Source organism: Paenibacillus sp. J31R30, from assembly GCF_059692115.1.
Genome location: NZ_JCAUAV010000005.1, coordinates 263,423 through 279,641, shown reverse-complemented (window position 1 = coordinate 279,641; position 16,219 = coordinate 263,423). Strand labels below are relative to the sequence as shown.

Genomic DNA, 16,219 nt, shown 5'->3' with positions numbered 1-16,219 from the left:
TCATTTTTAGTTAATGGAGAGAAATCATACAATTATTTAACCCTATATACATATTGGAAAAGGGGATGTTCCTCATGGCAATTGCGACGAGAATTTATACCGAACAGCTGCATGTTTCTTACGATAAATTGAAAATCATCAACGATTTGAGCATTGAGATTCCAACAGGCAAAATTACTGCTTTAGTTGGTGCGAATGGTTCGGGGAAATCGACGATTTTGAAGGCGATGTCGCGACTATTGAAGCCGACCGAAGGGACCGTGTTCCTCGATGGTCATTCCATTCATCATCAGTCGACGAAGGAAATTGCTAAGAAATTAGCGATTTTGCCGCAATCACCATCCGCTCCAGAAGGTATTACAGCCGAAGAATTAGTGGGATATGGCCGTTTCCCGCATCAGCGCGGCTTCCAGAAGATGTCCAGCGCTGATCGCGAGATCATCAACTGGGCGTTTGAAGTAACAGGGATGACACCCTTCAAGGATCGTCCGATCGATCATTTGTCAGGCGGACAGCGTCAACGTGTGTGGATCGCCATGGCGTTAGCACAGCAAACGGATATGCTGTTCTTGGATGAGCCGACGACCTATTTGGATATGGCGCATCAGCTAGAGGTTCTGTGTTTACTCAAAGAAATTAACGAGCGCCACAATACGACGATTGTCATGGTTGTGCATGATTTGAATCATGCGACGCGTTATGCGGATCATTTGATCGCGATTAAATCAGGAAATGTCGTCTACGAAGGCGCACCGATGGATATTGTAACACCGCAGATGCTGCTCGATGTGTTTGCTATTCATGCTGATGTCATCGTGGATAAACGTGCTGGCGTGCCGCTCTGTATTCCATATGGTTTGGTGTCCGATGATGCAGTCGTGGCGGATGAGGAACGCAAAGTGGAAGTGACTAGCGCTTAATTGGCTCGAAAGAGCTTATGAAAGAGGTGCCCCCTATCAGGGAGGTGCCTTTTCTTTGTGGAAATGAGGGTCTTCCCTTGTGTTCAGGGAGGATTTTTGGCACAATACTAACTATATGGTACGCTTCGGCTGCTTAGAGAAATGGACTGCATGTGATAGTCTTGAAAAGAGGATAACGGAATGAATACACCATCCATTTATGGATTAACTTTTGATCAATTGGTCGCTTGGCTCGCCGAGAAAGGCTACAAAAAATCGCGCGCCCTGCAAGTATGGGACTGGCTGTATCGTAAGCGGGTCGCTACATTTGCGGAGATGACGGATGTGAAATCGGATTGCTTAGCAACGTTGAGTGAGCATTTCGCCATTCATACCCTGAATGAACATACGAGACAGGAATCGGCAGATGGTACGATGAAGTTTCTGTTCAAGCTGTCGGACGGCAATTTGATCGAAACGGTGCTGATGCGGCATAAATTTGGCTTATCCGTCTGTGTGACCACGCAAGTGGGCTGTAACATCGGATGTAGCTTTTGTGCGAGCGGTTTGTTAGCTAAAAGTCGTGATTTGTCCGCCGCGGAAATCGTGGAACAAATTATGAAGGTCCAATTTCATTTGGACACGATCGGTAAAGACGAGCGCGTCAGCCATGTTGTGGTGATGGGGATCGGCGAGCCATTCGATAACTTCGTGAACATGGTCGATTTCATCCGTGTCGTGAAGGATCAGAAGGGCTTAGATATCGCAGCGCGCCATATTACCGTATCTACTAGCGGTCTAGCGCCTAAGATTAAAGAGTTCGCAGACTCCGATCTGAAAGTGAATCTAGCGATTTCCTTGCATGCCCCGACGAACGAGCTTAGGACCCGCATCATGAAAATCAACAAGGCGATCCCGATTGAAACGTTGATGGAAGCGATCGAGTACTATTTGGAGAAAACGAATCGTCGAATTACGCTCGAGTACATTTTGCTCAAAGACGTGAATGATGGCAGAGAGCATGCGCTTCAACTCGCTGAGCTGATTCAGCATATCCGCCAGCTGGCGAATGTGAACTTGATTCCGTACAATCCGGTGGATGAGCACAGCCAATATCAGAGAAGTGAGCGCGAATCCGTGCGTGCCTTCTACGATACGCTTAAGAAGCAGGGCATCTCCTGCAGCGTGCGTCTGGAGCACGGGACGGATATTGATGCGGCTTGTGGACAACTACGAAGCAAACAAATTAAACAATCCACAGGGGATAACGTTGTGGCGGGTTAATAGGAAGGTCTGTGGATGAATGACATCCATGGGCTTTTTTGTATCCTGGGGATGCCTGATCTGGACAACCTCCGCATATAATGAATTAAGCGCAGCCAACTTTACCATCACGATGCGCATCTTGCTTTTCAAGTTTAGAAGAAGGGTAGTGGTCACTTATGAAGGCATGGATCCTCGGTTTGATCTGCGGTGCTGTTTTAACAGGTGTAACAGTGGTCTCTGCGTCGGATACGCTACATTCGGTCAGGCAAGTGATGGTAAATGGTAAAATGTTAGATGCCAAAGTTCAAGTTGCGGAAGACGGAACGACTATGACCTCTACGCGGGCAATAGCGGAGTCGCTTGGTGCGAAGGTGACTTGGAACGAACCTTTAAACACGGTTGAAATTCATAGTGTGGAAGGCAAAAAGACGATCGATGATAACCAGATGCCGTACGCTAATTATGTGTCCTTATTGCTTCACGGTAAATATAGCTTGAAAATTGAGGTGATAGGAGAGAACCTCGGGGCTCAATCAAATACGACGATTGTGTTTGCAGACGGGTATGTGGATGTGCCGGATAACACGGATTTTCAGAAGCTGTTTCTTTTACTACTAGCAGATCAAATAGGGGATTTACCTAACAAGCAAATCGAGTTCTGGTCAAACAAGGAGCTTGCCCAAGCTTATGTTGCTGGGAAATATCAGAATGATAGGATAGAAGGATGGTCGGGGCTGGACGCTCGTTTTGGCTTGTTAACGAATGAAGGTGGGGTCTCATCGCTTTCGCATATATTAAGCGTACACGAGCGTGATAACATCTCTATTGGCAAATATAAGCGTTAATAAAAATGGAAAAGCCGTCCCTGCAGTTACTCTACTGTGTGGGACGGCTTTTGGCCTTACATGGTAATTAGGTGCGATTCCGGAAGATCATCATCAGGCCACCCACGACGATGAGTCCGATCGCAATGAGCGAATTGTTATGGAAAATCGCTCCGAAGAGCGAACCGATGGAGAAAATCGCGAAGAACAGCAGCGACATCACCGTTAGAATGTTAATCGGAATCAGCAAATATCTATTGCGGCCGCCAAACCAATACAGTTCGAACAAGCCGACGGCAACCGCTAGCATGAAGCCTGGCCACATGAGGTGCCAGATATCGAACAAGGTGGAGACTTGGCACACGACACCTGCTGTTAAAAGGATTCCTCCGGGAACAAGTACACCTGCACCCCGGCGTTGCGTTATGAAGAAGTACAGCCAATGGAAGAAGACACCGACAGGGATGACGAACAGCGTCGGCCAAAAGTATTCAAAAATGGTACCCGAGCTAAACGCCACATCACCTTTCAAAAACATAAAAACGCCAAGCAAAATCAGGATCGGGCCGAGAAAAGCGCTACGATTCATATTCATATTCAATTGTTTCACTCCTACTGTGTTGGATTCATTACACTAAGAATACCACGATAGGGTACAAGTGTCTTCCGACTATAGGGAAGGACGAAGATCGGTCTGAGGACTGATTTGTCCTTAGGAATATGGATGTAGACATATGCAAAAAACCTTCCCTCCACAATGTGGAAGGAAGGTTTCCAAACAGTGGAGCAGAAGCTCCTTATAAACCCTACTAGAAAAACTTCACGAGCTCATCTTTAATCGCATCGTTCGAACCGCCAACCACCTTCTGGAACTGTGGTTTGTCGAACAGAGCTTGGATTTGCTCCGGATACGTCTGAGCAATACCACGCAAGCGAATCGACTCATCGAACTTCGCCGGATGCGCGGTGGACAAGGACACTGTCACCTCGCCAGGAACGGCGAGCTTATCGGCAGCTGCGACACCGCACGCTGTGTGCGGATCGAGCAGGTACTCGTACTTCGCGTGGTAAGCGCTGATCGTGTCGAGACACTCCTCGTTCTTCACGCCGTACGCGGCAAAATCAGCCTGCACCGCTTGCAGCTTGTCGGCAGGGATAACGACGCGGCCTTCAGCCTTGAACTGCTCCATGATTGCGTTAACAGCCGCTGCGTCTTCGCCGTACAGATAGAACAAGTAGCGCTCGAAGTTGCTCGCGACTTGAATGTCCATGGACGGGCTGTACGTACCGCGGAACTCGCCCGGTTGATACACGCCTTCTTGCACGAAGCGCTCAAGAATATTGTTTTCATTCGTAGCAAGAATAAGCTTATTGATCGGAAGCCCCATTTTCTGAGCCAGGTAGCCAGCAAAAATATCGCCAAAGTTACCTGTCGGCACGCTGAAATTCACCTTCGCGGCCTGTTGCTCTTGTGGTAATTGGAAGTAAGCATAGAAATAATACACGGTTTGCGCCAAAATGCGGGCAATGTTGATCGAGTTAATTGCGCGCAAGTGGTAGCGGTGCTTGAACTCGACATCAGCAAAAAGTTCTTTAATAATACGTTGGCAATCATCGAAGGTACCATCAACGGAAAGATTCAATACATTCGCATCATTGACGGTTGTCATTTGCAGTTCTTGTACCTTACTTACCTTCTGATGCGGATGCAGGATGCAGATGCGGATGCCTTCTTTACCGCGAACGCCCTCGATCGCAGAAGCTCCTGTATCACCGGAGGTAGCTCCGAGGATGTGGATGATGGAATTCGTTTTGCGTGAAACATACGAATACAGATTGCCAAGGAATTGCAGCGCAATATCCTTGAAAGCAAACGTAGGACCGTGGAACAATTCCAGCACATACGTGTCATCGCTCAGACGTCTAACCGGCGTAACTGCTTCGTCACGGAACGTTGCATAGCTTTCATCAACGAGCTGCTTCAGCTCATCGCGTGGAATTTCGTTGTTCACATAGAGCGAGAAGATTTCTAGGGCTAGCTCTGAATAGGAGAGCTTCGACCAGCTTTGAAGCGTGTCAGCGGATAGCTGCGGGATGTTTTTCGGCACGAGTAGACCGCCGTCATTGGCCAATCCCATCAGGATCGCATCGATAAAGCCGATGGGTTCTACTTTGCCGCGAGTGCTAATGTATTCCATATGAGTCCCCTTATACGATTGAATTTTCAGTTATTGTATCAAAAAACAGAACATTTGGACAGTGTACATCCATCATGAATACGACTCTTTAGAAAGCAAAGAACCTTCCCTGTCAGGGAAGGTTCTTATTGAAGATGCCTATTCTTGCGGAGCAGCTATAACGATTTTCCAAGCGTTGCTGATGGGCGGCAAGCTTTTGGTCATCATCGGGCCGTAGAATCCGATAACGTTCGTGCCTTTAACCAATGCGGATTTCTCCACAGGGTTTCCTTTGCCATCCACGACGGCTGTGTCAGCTCCAACTGTAAGAACAATCTCACCTGGTGCATCTTCGGTAAGTCCTTGGCCTTTAACGAGAAGGCTTCCGTCTTCGCGCACAGCATCGATTACACCCGCTGTACCTAGCGCACCTTTATGAGCTGCTGTATCGAGCACAGTGATGTTGGATGCGGACGTTTGCGGCGGCAAGCTAAGTGTCATCGCCAGGGAATGCTCTGCAGTGATCGTTAAACCAACATGAAGATCAGCTAGCGTCAGCTTCGTGCCGTCAAGCATTTGGTAGGTCGTTTCCGGGCTCACATTAAGAACGATACCGCCTGTACCCGTGTCTTGAATGTGAATCTGTGCGTTATCGCCTGTAGTGCGAATAGAGGTAATGACACCAGTCGATTGCATCTTCTTAGCTTCCTCTTTCATCGAGATCGCAACGGAATTCCCTTTAGAAGCGATGGAACCGTGCAAAGTTTTCACATAGCCATTCTCGGTTGCTTGTCCATTTACTTGAACGGCAACATCAAACTGCGTTTTAATGGGCTGAATTTGCTTCGCATGCATATCGGGAACAACAGCTTCCATGGTAGCTGCATAAGCCGCTCCTGTTGTCAGCATGCTGGATAGGGAGAGGATAGCTAGCGTTTTTTTCATCATCGGTTTCATGTAAGTGGTGACTTCCTTCCTTTATGTAAAATATGGTAGTGTCCTGCGCTCTCTGTCGATCGTGTCTGTGATTAGGTTGCAGACGAGCTGAAAGTTTCATTTTAAAAAAGATCGGGTGTGGACTTCACTTAGCTTAAACTATAAAATCAATGAGTATGCCAAGAAATTCAAAAAGAGGTGGGAAATTTGTCTTTTGTTATGAAGCTTCGCTGGTTTTTCAAAGAGAGATGGAAGTATTATGTACTGGCAGTCTCCCTATTAATCGGTGTGAATTTATTAGCGACGATTCCGCCAAAAATGATTGGGAATATCATCGACCATATTCGTACTGGGAATTTAACAGCTTCCGGGCTTCATCATACGGTTTACTTGCTGATTGGACTTTCGCTGCTGCTGTATGTCATGACCTTCTTGTGGATCACGAACCTATTCGGTAACTCTGCTTTGGTGGAGAAGCTGCTTCGTGGGCGTTTATTGACGCATTTGTCCAAAATGTCTCCGCCATTTTTCCAACGCAACTCGACGGGACAGCTGATGGCGCTGGCGACGAATGATATTCTAGCGATTGGTCAAACCTCCGGTTACGGGGTGATGACGCTCGTTTCAACGATTGTTGGCGCATCTGTTGTTATTATTACGATGGTGTCGTTGATCTCCTTCAAATTAATGCTTGCGGCGCTAATTCCGCTGCCTTGTCTTGCCTTGATGATTAATCTGTTAGGCAAAAAGGTGCGAGTGCGCTTCCTGGCAGCACAAGCTTCCTTTGGTGTCATGAACGATCATGCGTTAGAATCGATCTCCGGCATCCGAGTTATTCGCTCCTATGTGCAAGAAGCGCAGGATTTGAAGGCATTCGATGATGTTACATCGGATGTGATGAACAAGAATCGCCGCGTCTCCATGCTCAATGCGCTGTTCCAACCGTTGACCTCATTGATCGTTGGCATCAGCTATTCGATTGGCATCGGATACGGCTCGTATCTCGTGTTTCAAGGTGAAATCACGCTGGGACAGCTGATTTCCTTCAATATTTACCTCGGTATGCTGATCTGGCCGATGATTTCCTTTGGCGAGTTTATTAATGTTCTGCAACGGGGCAGTGCCTCAGCGGATCGTCTGGATAAGGCGCTGTCGCAGAAGGCAGATCTCGTTGATGCCGAGAAGCCGATCGACATCGCTGTGCCAGAACGTATTGAGATGAACGATTTGACGTTCACGTACCCGACTGCGAACCATCCGAGTCTCGTTCATGTTTCTTTTCAGCTAGAGCGAGGACAAACGCTGGGTATCGTCGGTCGAACCGGCAGTGGCAAAAGCACGCTGCTCAAGCAATTGCTGCGCCAATATCCGCTGGAGCCAGGTAAGTTGCGCATTTCGGGTGTACCGATTGAGCAAATTGCCATTGATCAAATGAAACGCTGGGTGGCCTACGTGCCGCAGGAGCATCTATTACTATCGAAATCCATTCGCGATAATGTCGCATTAGGGAAACATACGGCTTCGCCGGAAGAGATTGCGCACGCCGTGGAAATGGCCTCTTTTACCCAAGATATTGCTCAGATGCCAGATGGCTTAGCAACAATTGTTGGTGAGAATGGTGTTATGTTGTCCGGTGGTCAGAAACAGCGTTTAGCGATAGCGAGAGCGTTATTGATTGATTCGGAGATTTTGCTGCTGGATGATTCATTATCAGCTGTTGATGCACGTACGGAAAGTCGCATTCTTCAGCACATTCGCAAGGAACGCGCGGGTCGTACGACACTCATTTCTACGCATCGACTATCTGCCGTGAGTCACGCGAATTGGATTCTCGTTCTTGATGAGGGCAGAGTCATTGAAGAAGGTACGCATGAGGAGCTCATGCATTTCGGAGGTTGGTACCGCGAGCAATGGGATCGTCAACAGATGGAAGCCAGTCTCGAGGATTAAGAAAGGAGGACGACTATTTTGTCTAAACCGACAACGGCCAGACGACTGATTTCATATGCTCTCGTCTACAAGTTCAGAATTCTCGGAGCGCTGCTTATTCTTTGCTGTTCAGTAGCTGCCGAGCTGGGCGGGCCTTATATAACGAAAACAATTATTGATAAGTATCTTTCAACCGGTGCGAATGAAATGGGTCCTGTGCTTAAATTGCTCGGTATCTATTTGGGTTTATTGATAACAGCGGGTTTATGTAATTACTCACAGGCTTATATCCTCCAATCCACCGCCCTGCAAATTATTAAGAACATGCGGATGGATCTGATGGGGCACATTCAGCGCATTTCGCTGCGTTATTTCGATAACACGCCGATCGGCCAGGTTGTATCTCGTATCGCCAATGATACGGAGGCTGTTCGCGATCTCTTTATGAGCTTCATGGCAACTTTCGTTGTTAGCATGCTGCAGCTAGTCGGTATTTACATCGCACTTTTCCTATTGGATTGGCAGCTGGCGATGTTCTGCTTAGTGCTGCCGCCGATTTTTGTGGTGATCATGTACATTCATCTCAAATATTCGAAAGTTTTTATTACTATCATGCGCGCTAGACTCAGCGATATGAACGCGATGATCAATGAGTCGATCGTCGTGATGCCGATCATTCAGGCTTTTCGTCGGGAGAAAGTTACGCTGGATGAGTTCGAAGTGCTCAACATGGATCGATATGTCAACCAACGGAATCAGTTTCGGATTTATGGCCTTTCTACTCGTAACGTGGTGGGGACGATAGGCAGTTTGGTGACAGCGATGGTGATTTGGTATTTTGGCGGAAAATCCTTAGAGACCGCTATTTCCTTCGGGGTGTTTTATGCCTTTATTGATTATTTGGGCCGGATTTTTCAGCCGATCATTGGGATTTTCGATCAGTTGACGAATGCGCAGCGGGCTTTCGTATCCGCGGAAAAGGTATTCACCATCCTGGATATGGAAGGCCAAGAAGTGGAGAACACGGATCACGTTCGCCGTCCCGAGGGCATTGTGAAGTTCGATAATGTCACCTTTGCCTATAAAGAAGGGGAAAATGTATTGAAGGGAATCTCCTTTGAGGCGCGAAAAGGGGAAACGATCGCCCTAGTCGGGCACACCGGATCAGGCAAAAGCTCCATCCTGAACCTGCTCCTCGGCTTCTACGAGCCGAATGAGGGCGCCATTACGATTGATGGGCATAACATCAAGGGGATGTCGAAACAGGCGCTGCGCAAGCATATGGGGATCGTATTGCAGGATCCGTTCTTGTTTGCGGGGGACATCAAATTCAACGTGAGCCTGTACAATCAGAATATCTCATTGGACAGAGTGAAGGCTGCACTGCGTGATGTCGGCGCGGCTGGCTTTATCGAGCAGCTGCCGAAAGGGTACGACGAGCAGGTCGTAGAGCGGGGAAGCACGCTGTCCTCCGGCCAGCGGCAGTTGATTTCGTTCGCGCGCGCGTTGGCGTTCGACCCGTCGATCCTGATCCTCGATGAGGCGACAGCCAGCATCGACAGTGAGACCGAAGGGCTGATCCAGAAAGCGCTGCAGGTTGTGAGCGAAGGGCGGACGACACTTATCATCGCCCATCGGTTGTCCACGATCCGCGATGCGGATCAAATTCTTGTGCTCCACCGCGGCGAGATCGCCGAGCGGGGTAATCACGAGACGCTCATGGCGCTGGGCGGGCGCTACGCAAAAATGTACCAACTGCAGAAGGGTGCTTCGGCAGTTAGTGGGTAAAGAAAAAGGCGCTTCCTCGGGATGAGGAGGCGCCTTTTTCTTTTGGTCGGGTCGGAAGTTGGGCCCGACCGCAGTGGGCTTAACGGGAAACCTATGCTTACTTCACCGTACGTTCCCGCAAATAACTCCACAACATCAAAACAAACCCCGCCGCGGTCAATCCCGCGCCGATCCATGGCAAAGATGGAAGGCCGGTGTGCGTAATCGCCCAGCCACCGAGAAAAGCACCGCCAGCATTGCCAAGATTCAACGCAGAATGCGTTGATGTGGCGGCCAGCTCTGGTGCTTCTTTCGCCAGATTCATGATGCGAATCTGCAGTCCAGGCAAAATCCCGAACGACGCAATTCCCCATATGAATATGGTGACAATCGCGGCAACCGGGTACTGATCTGTATACGCGAAGACAGCTAGAATGAGTGATAATGCAGCAAAATTGCCGATCAAGGACGGCATGAGCTTCCAGTCAGCCATTTTCCCGCCAACAATGTTGCCGAGCGTCACGCCAAAGCCGAACAAGACGAGAATCCACGTTACGCTGCTTTCCTTGAAGCCTGTAATGTTGATAAGAATGGGTGCGATGTAGGTGAATACGGCAAACAAGCTGCTACAGCCTAACGCACCAATCAGAAAAACGAGCAGCAATCGCGGCTGCATAAGCGAGCGAACCTGCCTCACAAGGCTGCTATTCGTCTTCTGCTTAATCTGTGGAATGAAGATAAGAATGCCGATGAATGAGATGATCCCCATGATCACAACGGAGCCGAAAGATGCTCGCCAGCCGAGATGCTGACCGATGTACGTGCCAAGCGGTACGCCAAGAATATTCGCGATGGTCAACCCCGCCATCATCACCGAAATAGCACTGGCGCGCTTCTCGGGTCGGACCAAATTCGCGGCAATGACAGAGCCGACACCGAAGAAGGTCCCGTGTGCCAAAGCGGTGATTAGTCGAGCTACGAGCACGATCCCATAGGAGGGGGCTAGCGCGGCCAAGCCATTACCCAGGATGAATATGAGCATCAGCATCAAAAGGAGGCGCTTTTGCGGCAGCTTATGGGTCAGCATCGCGAGAACAGGAGCACCGAAGGCGACGCCCAATGCGTAACCCGTGATCAACTGACCAGCTTGAGAAATGCTAACGTTCAAGTCATCAGCCACATTGGGCAGAATCCCCATGATCACGAACTCGGTCATACCGATAGCGAAGGCGCCAACCGTTAGAGAGAAAAGGGAGATAGGGAACCGTTCTTTCTCGGCCACTGTCCCGTGTAAGACTTGTGAAGTGTTCATAATTGTGGAAACCAACCTTTCTTACCATTCTTAAAGGCTTAATCATACCACGTGTACTGGCGAACAAGGTGTGACATTCTGTGCATCTTTTTGCCATAAATACGGGAATATGAGTTAGGGAATGATATCGAATATCAGACAATGTGGAATGGCACTTAAAAAAGGTTGAAACTCTTGCTGCATTTTCAATTCACCTGTTGACAATTATCTTAAAGTAGAGTATCTTTAAATTAAGATAAACGAAACAAAGAAATGAGGTGAAGCGACATGAGCGAAACGAGAAATGATTCTCTAGATCTGTACATCGCCCTTTCTAGAGCGAGTGAGTGGGTGAATGCCCACGGGGATCGAGATATTCGCAAGCATGGACTGAACCGCACAGAATTTGGTGTTCTGGAGCTGCTTTACCACAAGGGTGCGCAAGCTATTCAACAAATTGGCAGCAAGGTGCTGATGAGCAGCGGAAACATCACGTATGTCGTCGATAAACTGGTGAAAAAGGAATTCGTCACACGAAATACATCGACGGAAGATCGCAGATTGATTTTTGCTGAAATTACGGAAAAAGGGAAACAATTTATTGAGCACGTATTTCCGAAGCACGCAGAAGTGATCGAGAGTGCGGTAGCAGGGTTGACGGATGAAGAGAAAAGGCTCGCAAGTCAGTTATTAAAGAAGCTTGGCAAATTCGCGCAAGAAGGTTTCAAATAGAGAGAAGCACTTTGAAACTCTTCTTAACTTGATCCAGCAATTTTCAGCATAATAAATAACATCTTACGCAAACTATCTTAAAATAAAGATTCTTAAATATGAAGGAGTTGGCAATTATGACAACAACACAACAAACTGCAGGTATTCACCATATTACCGCTTTTGTACAACATGCACAGGCAACTGTTGATTTCTACGCTGGTATTTTGGGACTTCGGATGATCAAAAAAACAATCAACTTTGATGCACCGGAAGTTTACCATCTCTATTTCGGTAATGAAGCAGGAAGCCCAGGTACCATTATTACTTTCTTCCCTTATGCAGGCTCCCGCAAAGGGCGGATCGGCGGAGGGCAAGTCGGTATAACCACGTATGCTGTGCCAACGGGCAGCCTTTCCTTCTGGGAAGCGCGTCTAGCGCAATTCAGCATCGCCTTCGAGAAAACATCACGATTTGGCGAAACGTATCTGCAGTTCAAGGATCCAGATGGTCTGAGACTTGAAATCGTGGAGCGCGAGCAGGGAGCGCTTAGTCAGTGGGCATTTGGCGGCGTACCAGTGGAAAAAGCGATTAAAGGCTTCGGAGGTGCTGTTCTGTACAGTACTGCTCCAGACAAAACTTCGGAACTCATCGTAAACGTTATGGGTCTGCAAAAAATAGGGCAAGAAGGGGCCTACGCACGCTTTGCCTCCTTCGGTGACCTAGGGAATATCGTCGATATCAACGTAACGCCGATGGACTACGGCGCCGGAGGAGCGGGAACGGTGCATCACATCGCATGGCGCGCCAAAGATGATGCAGAGCACGCACTATGGAGAAGTCACGTGGCAAGCCATGGCTACCACCCTACGCCAATCGTCGATCGTCAATATTTCAACGCGATTTACTTCCGTGAAGAAGGCGGCATCCTGTTTGAAATTGCTACGGATCCTCCAGGCTTTGCAAGAGATGAAGAGCCGGAAGCGCTTGGCGAGAAATTGATGCTGCCGGAATGGTTCGAAGCAAGCCGTGATCAAATCGTGAAAAATCTGCCGCCGATTGAAGTGCGAGTATTGGAAGGTGATAAACAATGAAACATATTTATCAGCAAGGATCTGATGTGACAGCGCCTGTGCTCGTTCTGTTTCACGGAACCGGCGGGACAGAGCAAGACCTGCTGCCTTTGGCGCAGGCGATTTCACCAACCTCCTCCGTACTGAGTGTACGGGGGAACGTCCTAGAGAATGGCATGCCGCGGTTCTTCCGCCGGCTGGCTGAAGGCATCTTCGACGAGGAGGATCTCATCTTCCGCACGAAGGAAGTGTATGATTTCCTCGAGACAGCAGCGGTAGAGCAGGGCTTCGATCGCAGTAACGTCGTCGCCATCGGTTACTCGAACGGCGCGAATATCGCGGGCAGCCTTTTGTTCCATTACCCGAATGCGCTGCGCGCCGCCATTCTGCATCATCCCATGGTGCCGCGGCGCGGCCTGCAGCTGCCAGATCTCACAGATACGCCTATCTTCATCGGCGCAGGCAAGAACGATCCGATCTGCTCCCCTGAGGAGTCTGAGGAGCTAGAGCACCTATTGAGCGACGCTGGAGCCGATGTTCATGTGCATTGGGAGCATTCAGGGCACCAATTGACGCGCTCTGAGGTTTTCGCAGCGGCCGATTGGCTCAAAGGGCTCTCACTCTAACAGTTGAAGAGAGGGGATTGCCACTATGACGATGTTAGGTATAGATCCATCATCACAATCCGAGCGAGAGAACTATAAGCTGCTCATCGGCAGCATTATTCCACGGCCGATCGCCTTTGTCACGACCTTATCGAAAGAAGGCGTGCTGAACGCCGCTCCCTTCAGCTATTTCACCATCGTCACGGCAGACCCGCCGATGATCGCCGTCTCCGTGCAGCGGAAGCAGGGTGTCCGCAAGGACACCTCCCGCAACGCGGTCGATACAGGGGCTTTCGTCGTTCATATCTCCGACGAATCCTATATCGACCAGATCAACCAGAGCGCTGCAGCGCTGCCGCCTGAAGAAAGCGAAGTGGCGCTGACCGGGCTAACGCCCGTCGCGAGTCGCCAAATCGCTGTCCCTGGCATCGCCGAGGCCAGCATCCGCATGGAATGTGTCCTCGAGCAAGCAATCCCGCTTGGCGGAACATCGGATGCACCTGCGGCAGATTTGCTTATCGGACGTGTCGTTTATTTTCACATCGATGATAACTTAATTGACAATGGGCATATTGATCCACAGAAAGTAAAACCTGTCAGCAGGTTAGCCGGCAGCTCCTACGCGAAGTTGGGTGAGCTTTTTACACTGGATCGACCCATTTAACAAAGAGACGAAGAGCTTCGTTCTTACTCAGAACGAGAGGCACTTCGTCTCTTCTCATAAGAATTACTTATATTGCATTTTACAAAATGGGTTTACCCACGTATGATGAGACAGCAATGTAATATTAGTTATCCTATAACGGGAACTTATTTCGATTCGTAACGTACTACTTCAAAGGATATTAACTTACAAGATCCGACACGACGTGGAGAGAGGGAGTTCTAACAGGATGAAGCATGAGGATAAGGGTGGGTGGCGGAAAGATATCGCGCCTTACGAAAGACCACATATGAAGCATAGTGTGTGGCAAATCATCAACACAGTGGGACCCTTTTTCGTGCTTTGGTATTTTGCTTTTCTAAGTCTTTCCGTTTCCATTTGGCTAACTTTCGTGATTGATTTAATAGCCGCAGGATTCTTAATCCGCATATTTATCATTTTTCATGATTGCTGTCACAAATCTTTTTTCAAAAACAAACTCGCCAATGAAATTGTTGGCACACTAACAGGAATATTAACCTTCGTACCGTACCATCAATGGCGTCATACACACTCTGTTCACCATGCATCTAGTGGTAACTTGGATAAAAGAGGCGTTGGCGACATCTGGACGCTTACCGTGGATGAATATATGCAAGCAACATGGCTCAAACGAATGACATATCGCCTATATCGCAGTCCGTTCGTAATGTTTGTTATTGGACCAATCTTCATCTTCCTCATTGATTACCGGTTTAACCGCAGGAAGGTAGGCATGAAAGAAAGAATCAATACGTATATCACCAATATCGGTATTGTTGGCAGCATTGCTCTACTTTGTTGGGGCATCGGCTGGCAGTCGTTCTTGCTGATTCAAGGTCCGATGTTCTTCTTCTCAGGTATGGCGGGCATTTGGCTGTTCTATGTACAGCATAACTATGAAGAAACGTACTATGAGAATGATAAAGAGTGGGATTATGTCAAAGCAGCGATGCACGGCAGCTCATTCTACAATTTGCCGCGTATTTTACATTGGATTACTGGCAATATCGGTTATCACCATATTCATCATTTAAGCCCGCGCGTACCTAATTATCATTTGCAAAAGGTTCACAATAAGAACGCAGCACTTCGTAATGTGCAGACGATTACACTGAAAACGAGCCTGGAATCTCTGAAATTCCGTATTTGGAATGAGGAATCCAAGAAGTTCATTCAGTTCAAGGATTTGAAGCAATTCCGAGTAAAAGTGAAGCCTCGTATTATTAAAGCAGTAGACCTTGATTAAGAATTGTGTCCGACCTGTGAGCATATGCGGGTTGGGCTCTTTTTTTTTAATAATAGCGTTGAAATGGCCTAATGGGCGCTGTATAATCCATTTATGATGTCAAAAAGTGAACGGGTGTTTATTAATGCAAATTTTAAAAGATGAAGTCAAAAAGAGTATCCGCCAAGCGGCTTTGGCCGAGTTCAAGAAGCATGGATATTTGAAAGCCTCCATTCGGCAAATTGCAGATGCCGCAGGCATAACACCAGGTAACATTTATCGTTACTTTAAGAGCAAGGATGATCTGTTCGATGAGCTGATTCAGCCCATTCAGGAGCAATTAGCCGAGGTTCTGCGCGTATGTAAGCAAGAGGTGGATGACACCCTTTGTACGGCTTTGTCTGATCATTTGCTGATCCTGCGTAGAATTGATGCCTCTCTGATGCTGCTTTTCAAGGAGTCCAGCACGGAGCTTACGATTCTGCTTAATCTGAGTGAAGGCTCTCGATTTGCTTCGGCGAAACAAGACATGATTACACTAGTGCATCAGATTATCTCAGAAGTATTTACGGCAGAATTGGCGCCATCAGGCACGCTGCCACAGAAAGATCAGCTAGCGGCACGCATGATTGCGACTACAATGATTGAGAGTATTTGTCTTATTTTGCGCGATCATGAGGATGGCGATACGATCAAGATGCTCGTTGATGAACTGTTGTACCTGTTTTGCACAGGTATTGCAGAAAAAATAAAGCTTACACAGCAATAAAAAAATTTAGCTCAATAATGAACGCTTGTTTATTATCGGGCAAGGTGAGTGGAGGAGAAGAG

The 16,219-nt window shown here is 48.1% G+C and carries 15 protein-coding genes; 11 read left to right on the top strand and 4 right to left on the bottom strand.

What is annotated here, in order from left to right:
* Positions 1-74 precede the first annotated feature (74 nt).
* From AC58QO_RS19930 to AC58QO_RS19920, 3 genes are all read left to right on the top strand, one after another.
* Complete coding sequence (locus AC58QO_RS19930) at positions 75-920, top strand: ABC transporter ATP-binding protein (RefSeq protein ID WP_497268561.1); 846 nt, start codon at positions 75-77, stop codon at positions 918-920.
* Between the two features lie 180 nt (positions 921-1,100).
* Positions 1,101-2,183, top strand: coding sequence for a dual-specificity RNA methyltransferase RlmN (rlmN, locus tag AC58QO_RS19925; RefSeq protein ID WP_497268560.1), 1,083 nt, complete (start codon positions 1,101-1,103; stop codon positions 2,181-2,183).
* 158 nt (positions 2,184-2,341) lie between these two features.
* Complete coding sequence (locus AC58QO_RS19920) at positions 2,342-3,010, top strand: stalk domain-containing protein (RefSeq protein WP_497268558.1); 669 nt, start codon at positions 2,342-2,344, stop codon at positions 3,008-3,010.
* A gap of 67 nt (positions 3,011-3,077) precedes the next feature.
* Here the strand turns inward: AC58QO_RS19920 and AC58QO_RS19915 are convergent, their stop codons facing one another.
* The 3 genes from AC58QO_RS19915 to AC58QO_RS19905 form a co-directional block, all read right to left on the bottom strand.
* Positions 3,078-3,584, bottom strand: coding sequence for a hypothetical protein (locus AC58QO_RS19915; RefSeq protein ID WP_497268556.1), 507 nt, complete (start codon positions 3,582-3,584; stop codon positions 3,078-3,080).
* Between the two features lie 214 nt (positions 3,585-3,798).
* Entirely contained in the window at positions 3,799-5,187 is a 1,389-nt protein-coding gene (thrC, locus tag AC58QO_RS19910) for a threonine synthase (RefSeq protein ID WP_497268554.1), read from the bottom strand.
* 138 nt (positions 5,188-5,325) lie between these two features.
* Entirely contained in the window at positions 5,326-6,123 is a 798-nt protein-coding gene (locus tag AC58QO_RS19905) for a hypothetical protein (RefSeq protein WP_497268552.1), read from the bottom strand.
* A 198-nt stretch (positions 6,124-6,321) separates the two neighbouring features.
* Here AC58QO_RS19905 and AC58QO_RS19900 point away from each other — a divergent pair, with 198 nt between their 5' ends.
* Complete coding sequence (locus tag AC58QO_RS19900) at positions 6,322-8,052, top strand: ABC transporter ATP-binding protein (protein ID WP_497268727.1); 1,731 nt, start codon at positions 6,322-6,324, stop codon at positions 8,050-8,052.
* Positions 8,053-8,070: 18 nt separating this feature from the next.
* Complete coding sequence (locus tag AC58QO_RS19895; RefSeq protein WP_497268550.1) at positions 8,071-9,819, top strand: ABC transporter ATP-binding protein; 1,749 nt, start codon at positions 8,071-8,073, stop codon at positions 9,817-9,819.
* 97 nt (positions 9,820-9,916) lie between these two features.
* On the opposite strand, the gene AC58QO_RS19890 is transcribed toward AC58QO_RS19895, so the two are convergent.
* A complete protein-coding gene (locus tag AC58QO_RS19890) occupies positions 9,917-11,110 on the bottom strand; it encodes an MFS transporter (protein WP_497268548.1) in 1,194 nt (397 codons plus the stop codon).
* A 267-nt stretch (positions 11,111-11,377) separates the two neighbouring features.
* Here AC58QO_RS19890 and AC58QO_RS19885 point away from each other — a divergent pair, with 267 nt between their 5' ends.
* The 6 genes from AC58QO_RS19885 (at position 11,378) to AC58QO_RS19860 (ending at position 16,157) form a co-directional block, all read left to right on the top strand.
* Positions 11,378-11,821, top strand: a complete 444-nt coding sequence (locus AC58QO_RS19885; protein ID WP_497268546.1) for a MarR family winged helix-turn-helix transcriptional regulator — start codon at positions 11,378-11,380, stop codon at positions 11,819-11,821.
* Between the two features lie 116 nt (positions 11,822-11,937).
* The gene (locus AC58QO_RS19880; RefSeq protein ID WP_497268544.1) at positions 11,938-12,894 is read left to right on the top strand and encodes a ring-cleaving dioxygenase; all 957 of its coding nucleotides are present in this window, start codon (positions 11,938-11,940) and stop codon (positions 12,892-12,894) included.
* Positions 12,891-13,499 (top strand): alpha/beta hydrolase, encoded by a 609-nt coding sequence (locus AC58QO_RS19875; RefSeq protein ID WP_497268542.1) that lies wholly within the window; start codon positions 12,891-12,893, stop codon positions 13,497-13,499. The genes AC58QO_RS19880 and AC58QO_RS19875 overlap by 4 nt, the downstream gene beginning before the upstream one ends.
* Positions 13,500-13,530: 31 nt before the next feature.
* Entirely contained in the window at positions 13,531-14,142 is a 612-nt protein-coding gene (locus AC58QO_RS19870) for a flavin reductase family protein (RefSeq protein WP_497268726.1), read from the top strand.
* A gap of 229 nt (positions 14,143-14,371) precedes the next feature.
* A complete protein-coding gene (desA, locus tag AC58QO_RS19865) occupies positions 14,372-15,409 on the top strand; it encodes a Delta(5) desaturase DesA (RefSeq protein WP_497268540.1) in 1,038 nt (345 codons plus the stop codon).
* Between the two features lie 124 nt (positions 15,410-15,533).
* Positions 15,534-16,157, top strand: coding sequence for a TetR/AcrR family transcriptional regulator (locus AC58QO_RS19860; protein ID WP_497268538.1), 624 nt, complete (start codon positions 15,534-15,536; stop codon positions 16,155-16,157).
* The last annotated feature ends 62 nt before the right edge of the window (positions 16,158-16,219 follow it).

Coding starts and splice junctions, on each gene's coding strand:
- AC58QO_RS19885 (WP_497268546.1), top strand. CDS start 11,378: ATGAGCGAAACGAGAAATGATTCTCTAGATCTGTACATCGCCCTTTCT.
- rlmN (WP_497268560.1), top strand. CDS start 1,101: ATGAATACACCATCCATTTATGGATTAACTTTTGATCAATTGGTCGCT.
- AC58QO_RS19875 (WP_497268542.1), top strand. CDS start 12,891: ATGAAACATATTTATCAGCAAGGATCTGATGTGACAGCGCCTGTGCTC.
- AC58QO_RS19930 (WP_497268561.1), top strand. CDS start 75: ATGGCAATTGCGACGAGAATTTATACCGAACAGCTGCATGTTTCTTAC.
- AC58QO_RS19890 (WP_497268548.1), bottom strand. CDS start 11,110: ATGAACACTTCACAAGTCTTACACGGGACAGTGGCCGAGAAAGAACGG.
- thrC (WP_497268554.1), bottom strand. CDS start 5,187: ATGGAATACATTAGCACTCGCGGCAAAGTAGAACCCATCGGCTTTATC.
- desA (WP_497268540.1), top strand. CDS start 14,372: ATGAAGCATGAGGATAAGGGTGGGTGGCGGAAAGATATCGCGCCTTAC.
- AC58QO_RS19880 (WP_497268544.1), top strand. CDS start 11,938: ATGACAACAACACAACAAACTGCAGGTATTCACCATATTACCGCTTTT.
- AC58QO_RS19860 (WP_497268538.1), top strand. CDS start 15,534: ATGCAAATTTTAAAAGATGAAGTCAAAAAGAGTATCCGCCAAGCGGCT.
- AC58QO_RS19915 (WP_497268556.1), bottom strand. CDS start 3,584: ATGAATATGAATCGTAGCGCTTTTCTCGGCCCGATCCTGATTTTGCTT.
- AC58QO_RS19900 (WP_497268727.1), top strand. CDS start 6,322: ATGAAGCTTCGCTGGTTTTTCAAAGAGAGATGGAAGTATTATGTACTG.
- AC58QO_RS19920 (WP_497268558.1), top strand. CDS start 2,342: ATGAAGGCATGGATCCTCGGTTTGATCTGCGGTGCTGTTTTAACAGGT.
- AC58QO_RS19905 (WP_497268552.1), bottom strand. CDS start 6,123: ATGAAACCGATGATGAAAAAAACGCTAGCTATCCTCTCCCTATCCAGC.
- AC58QO_RS19870 (WP_497268726.1), top strand. CDS start 13,531: ATGTTAGGTATAGATCCATCATCACAATCCGAGCGAGAGAACTATAAG.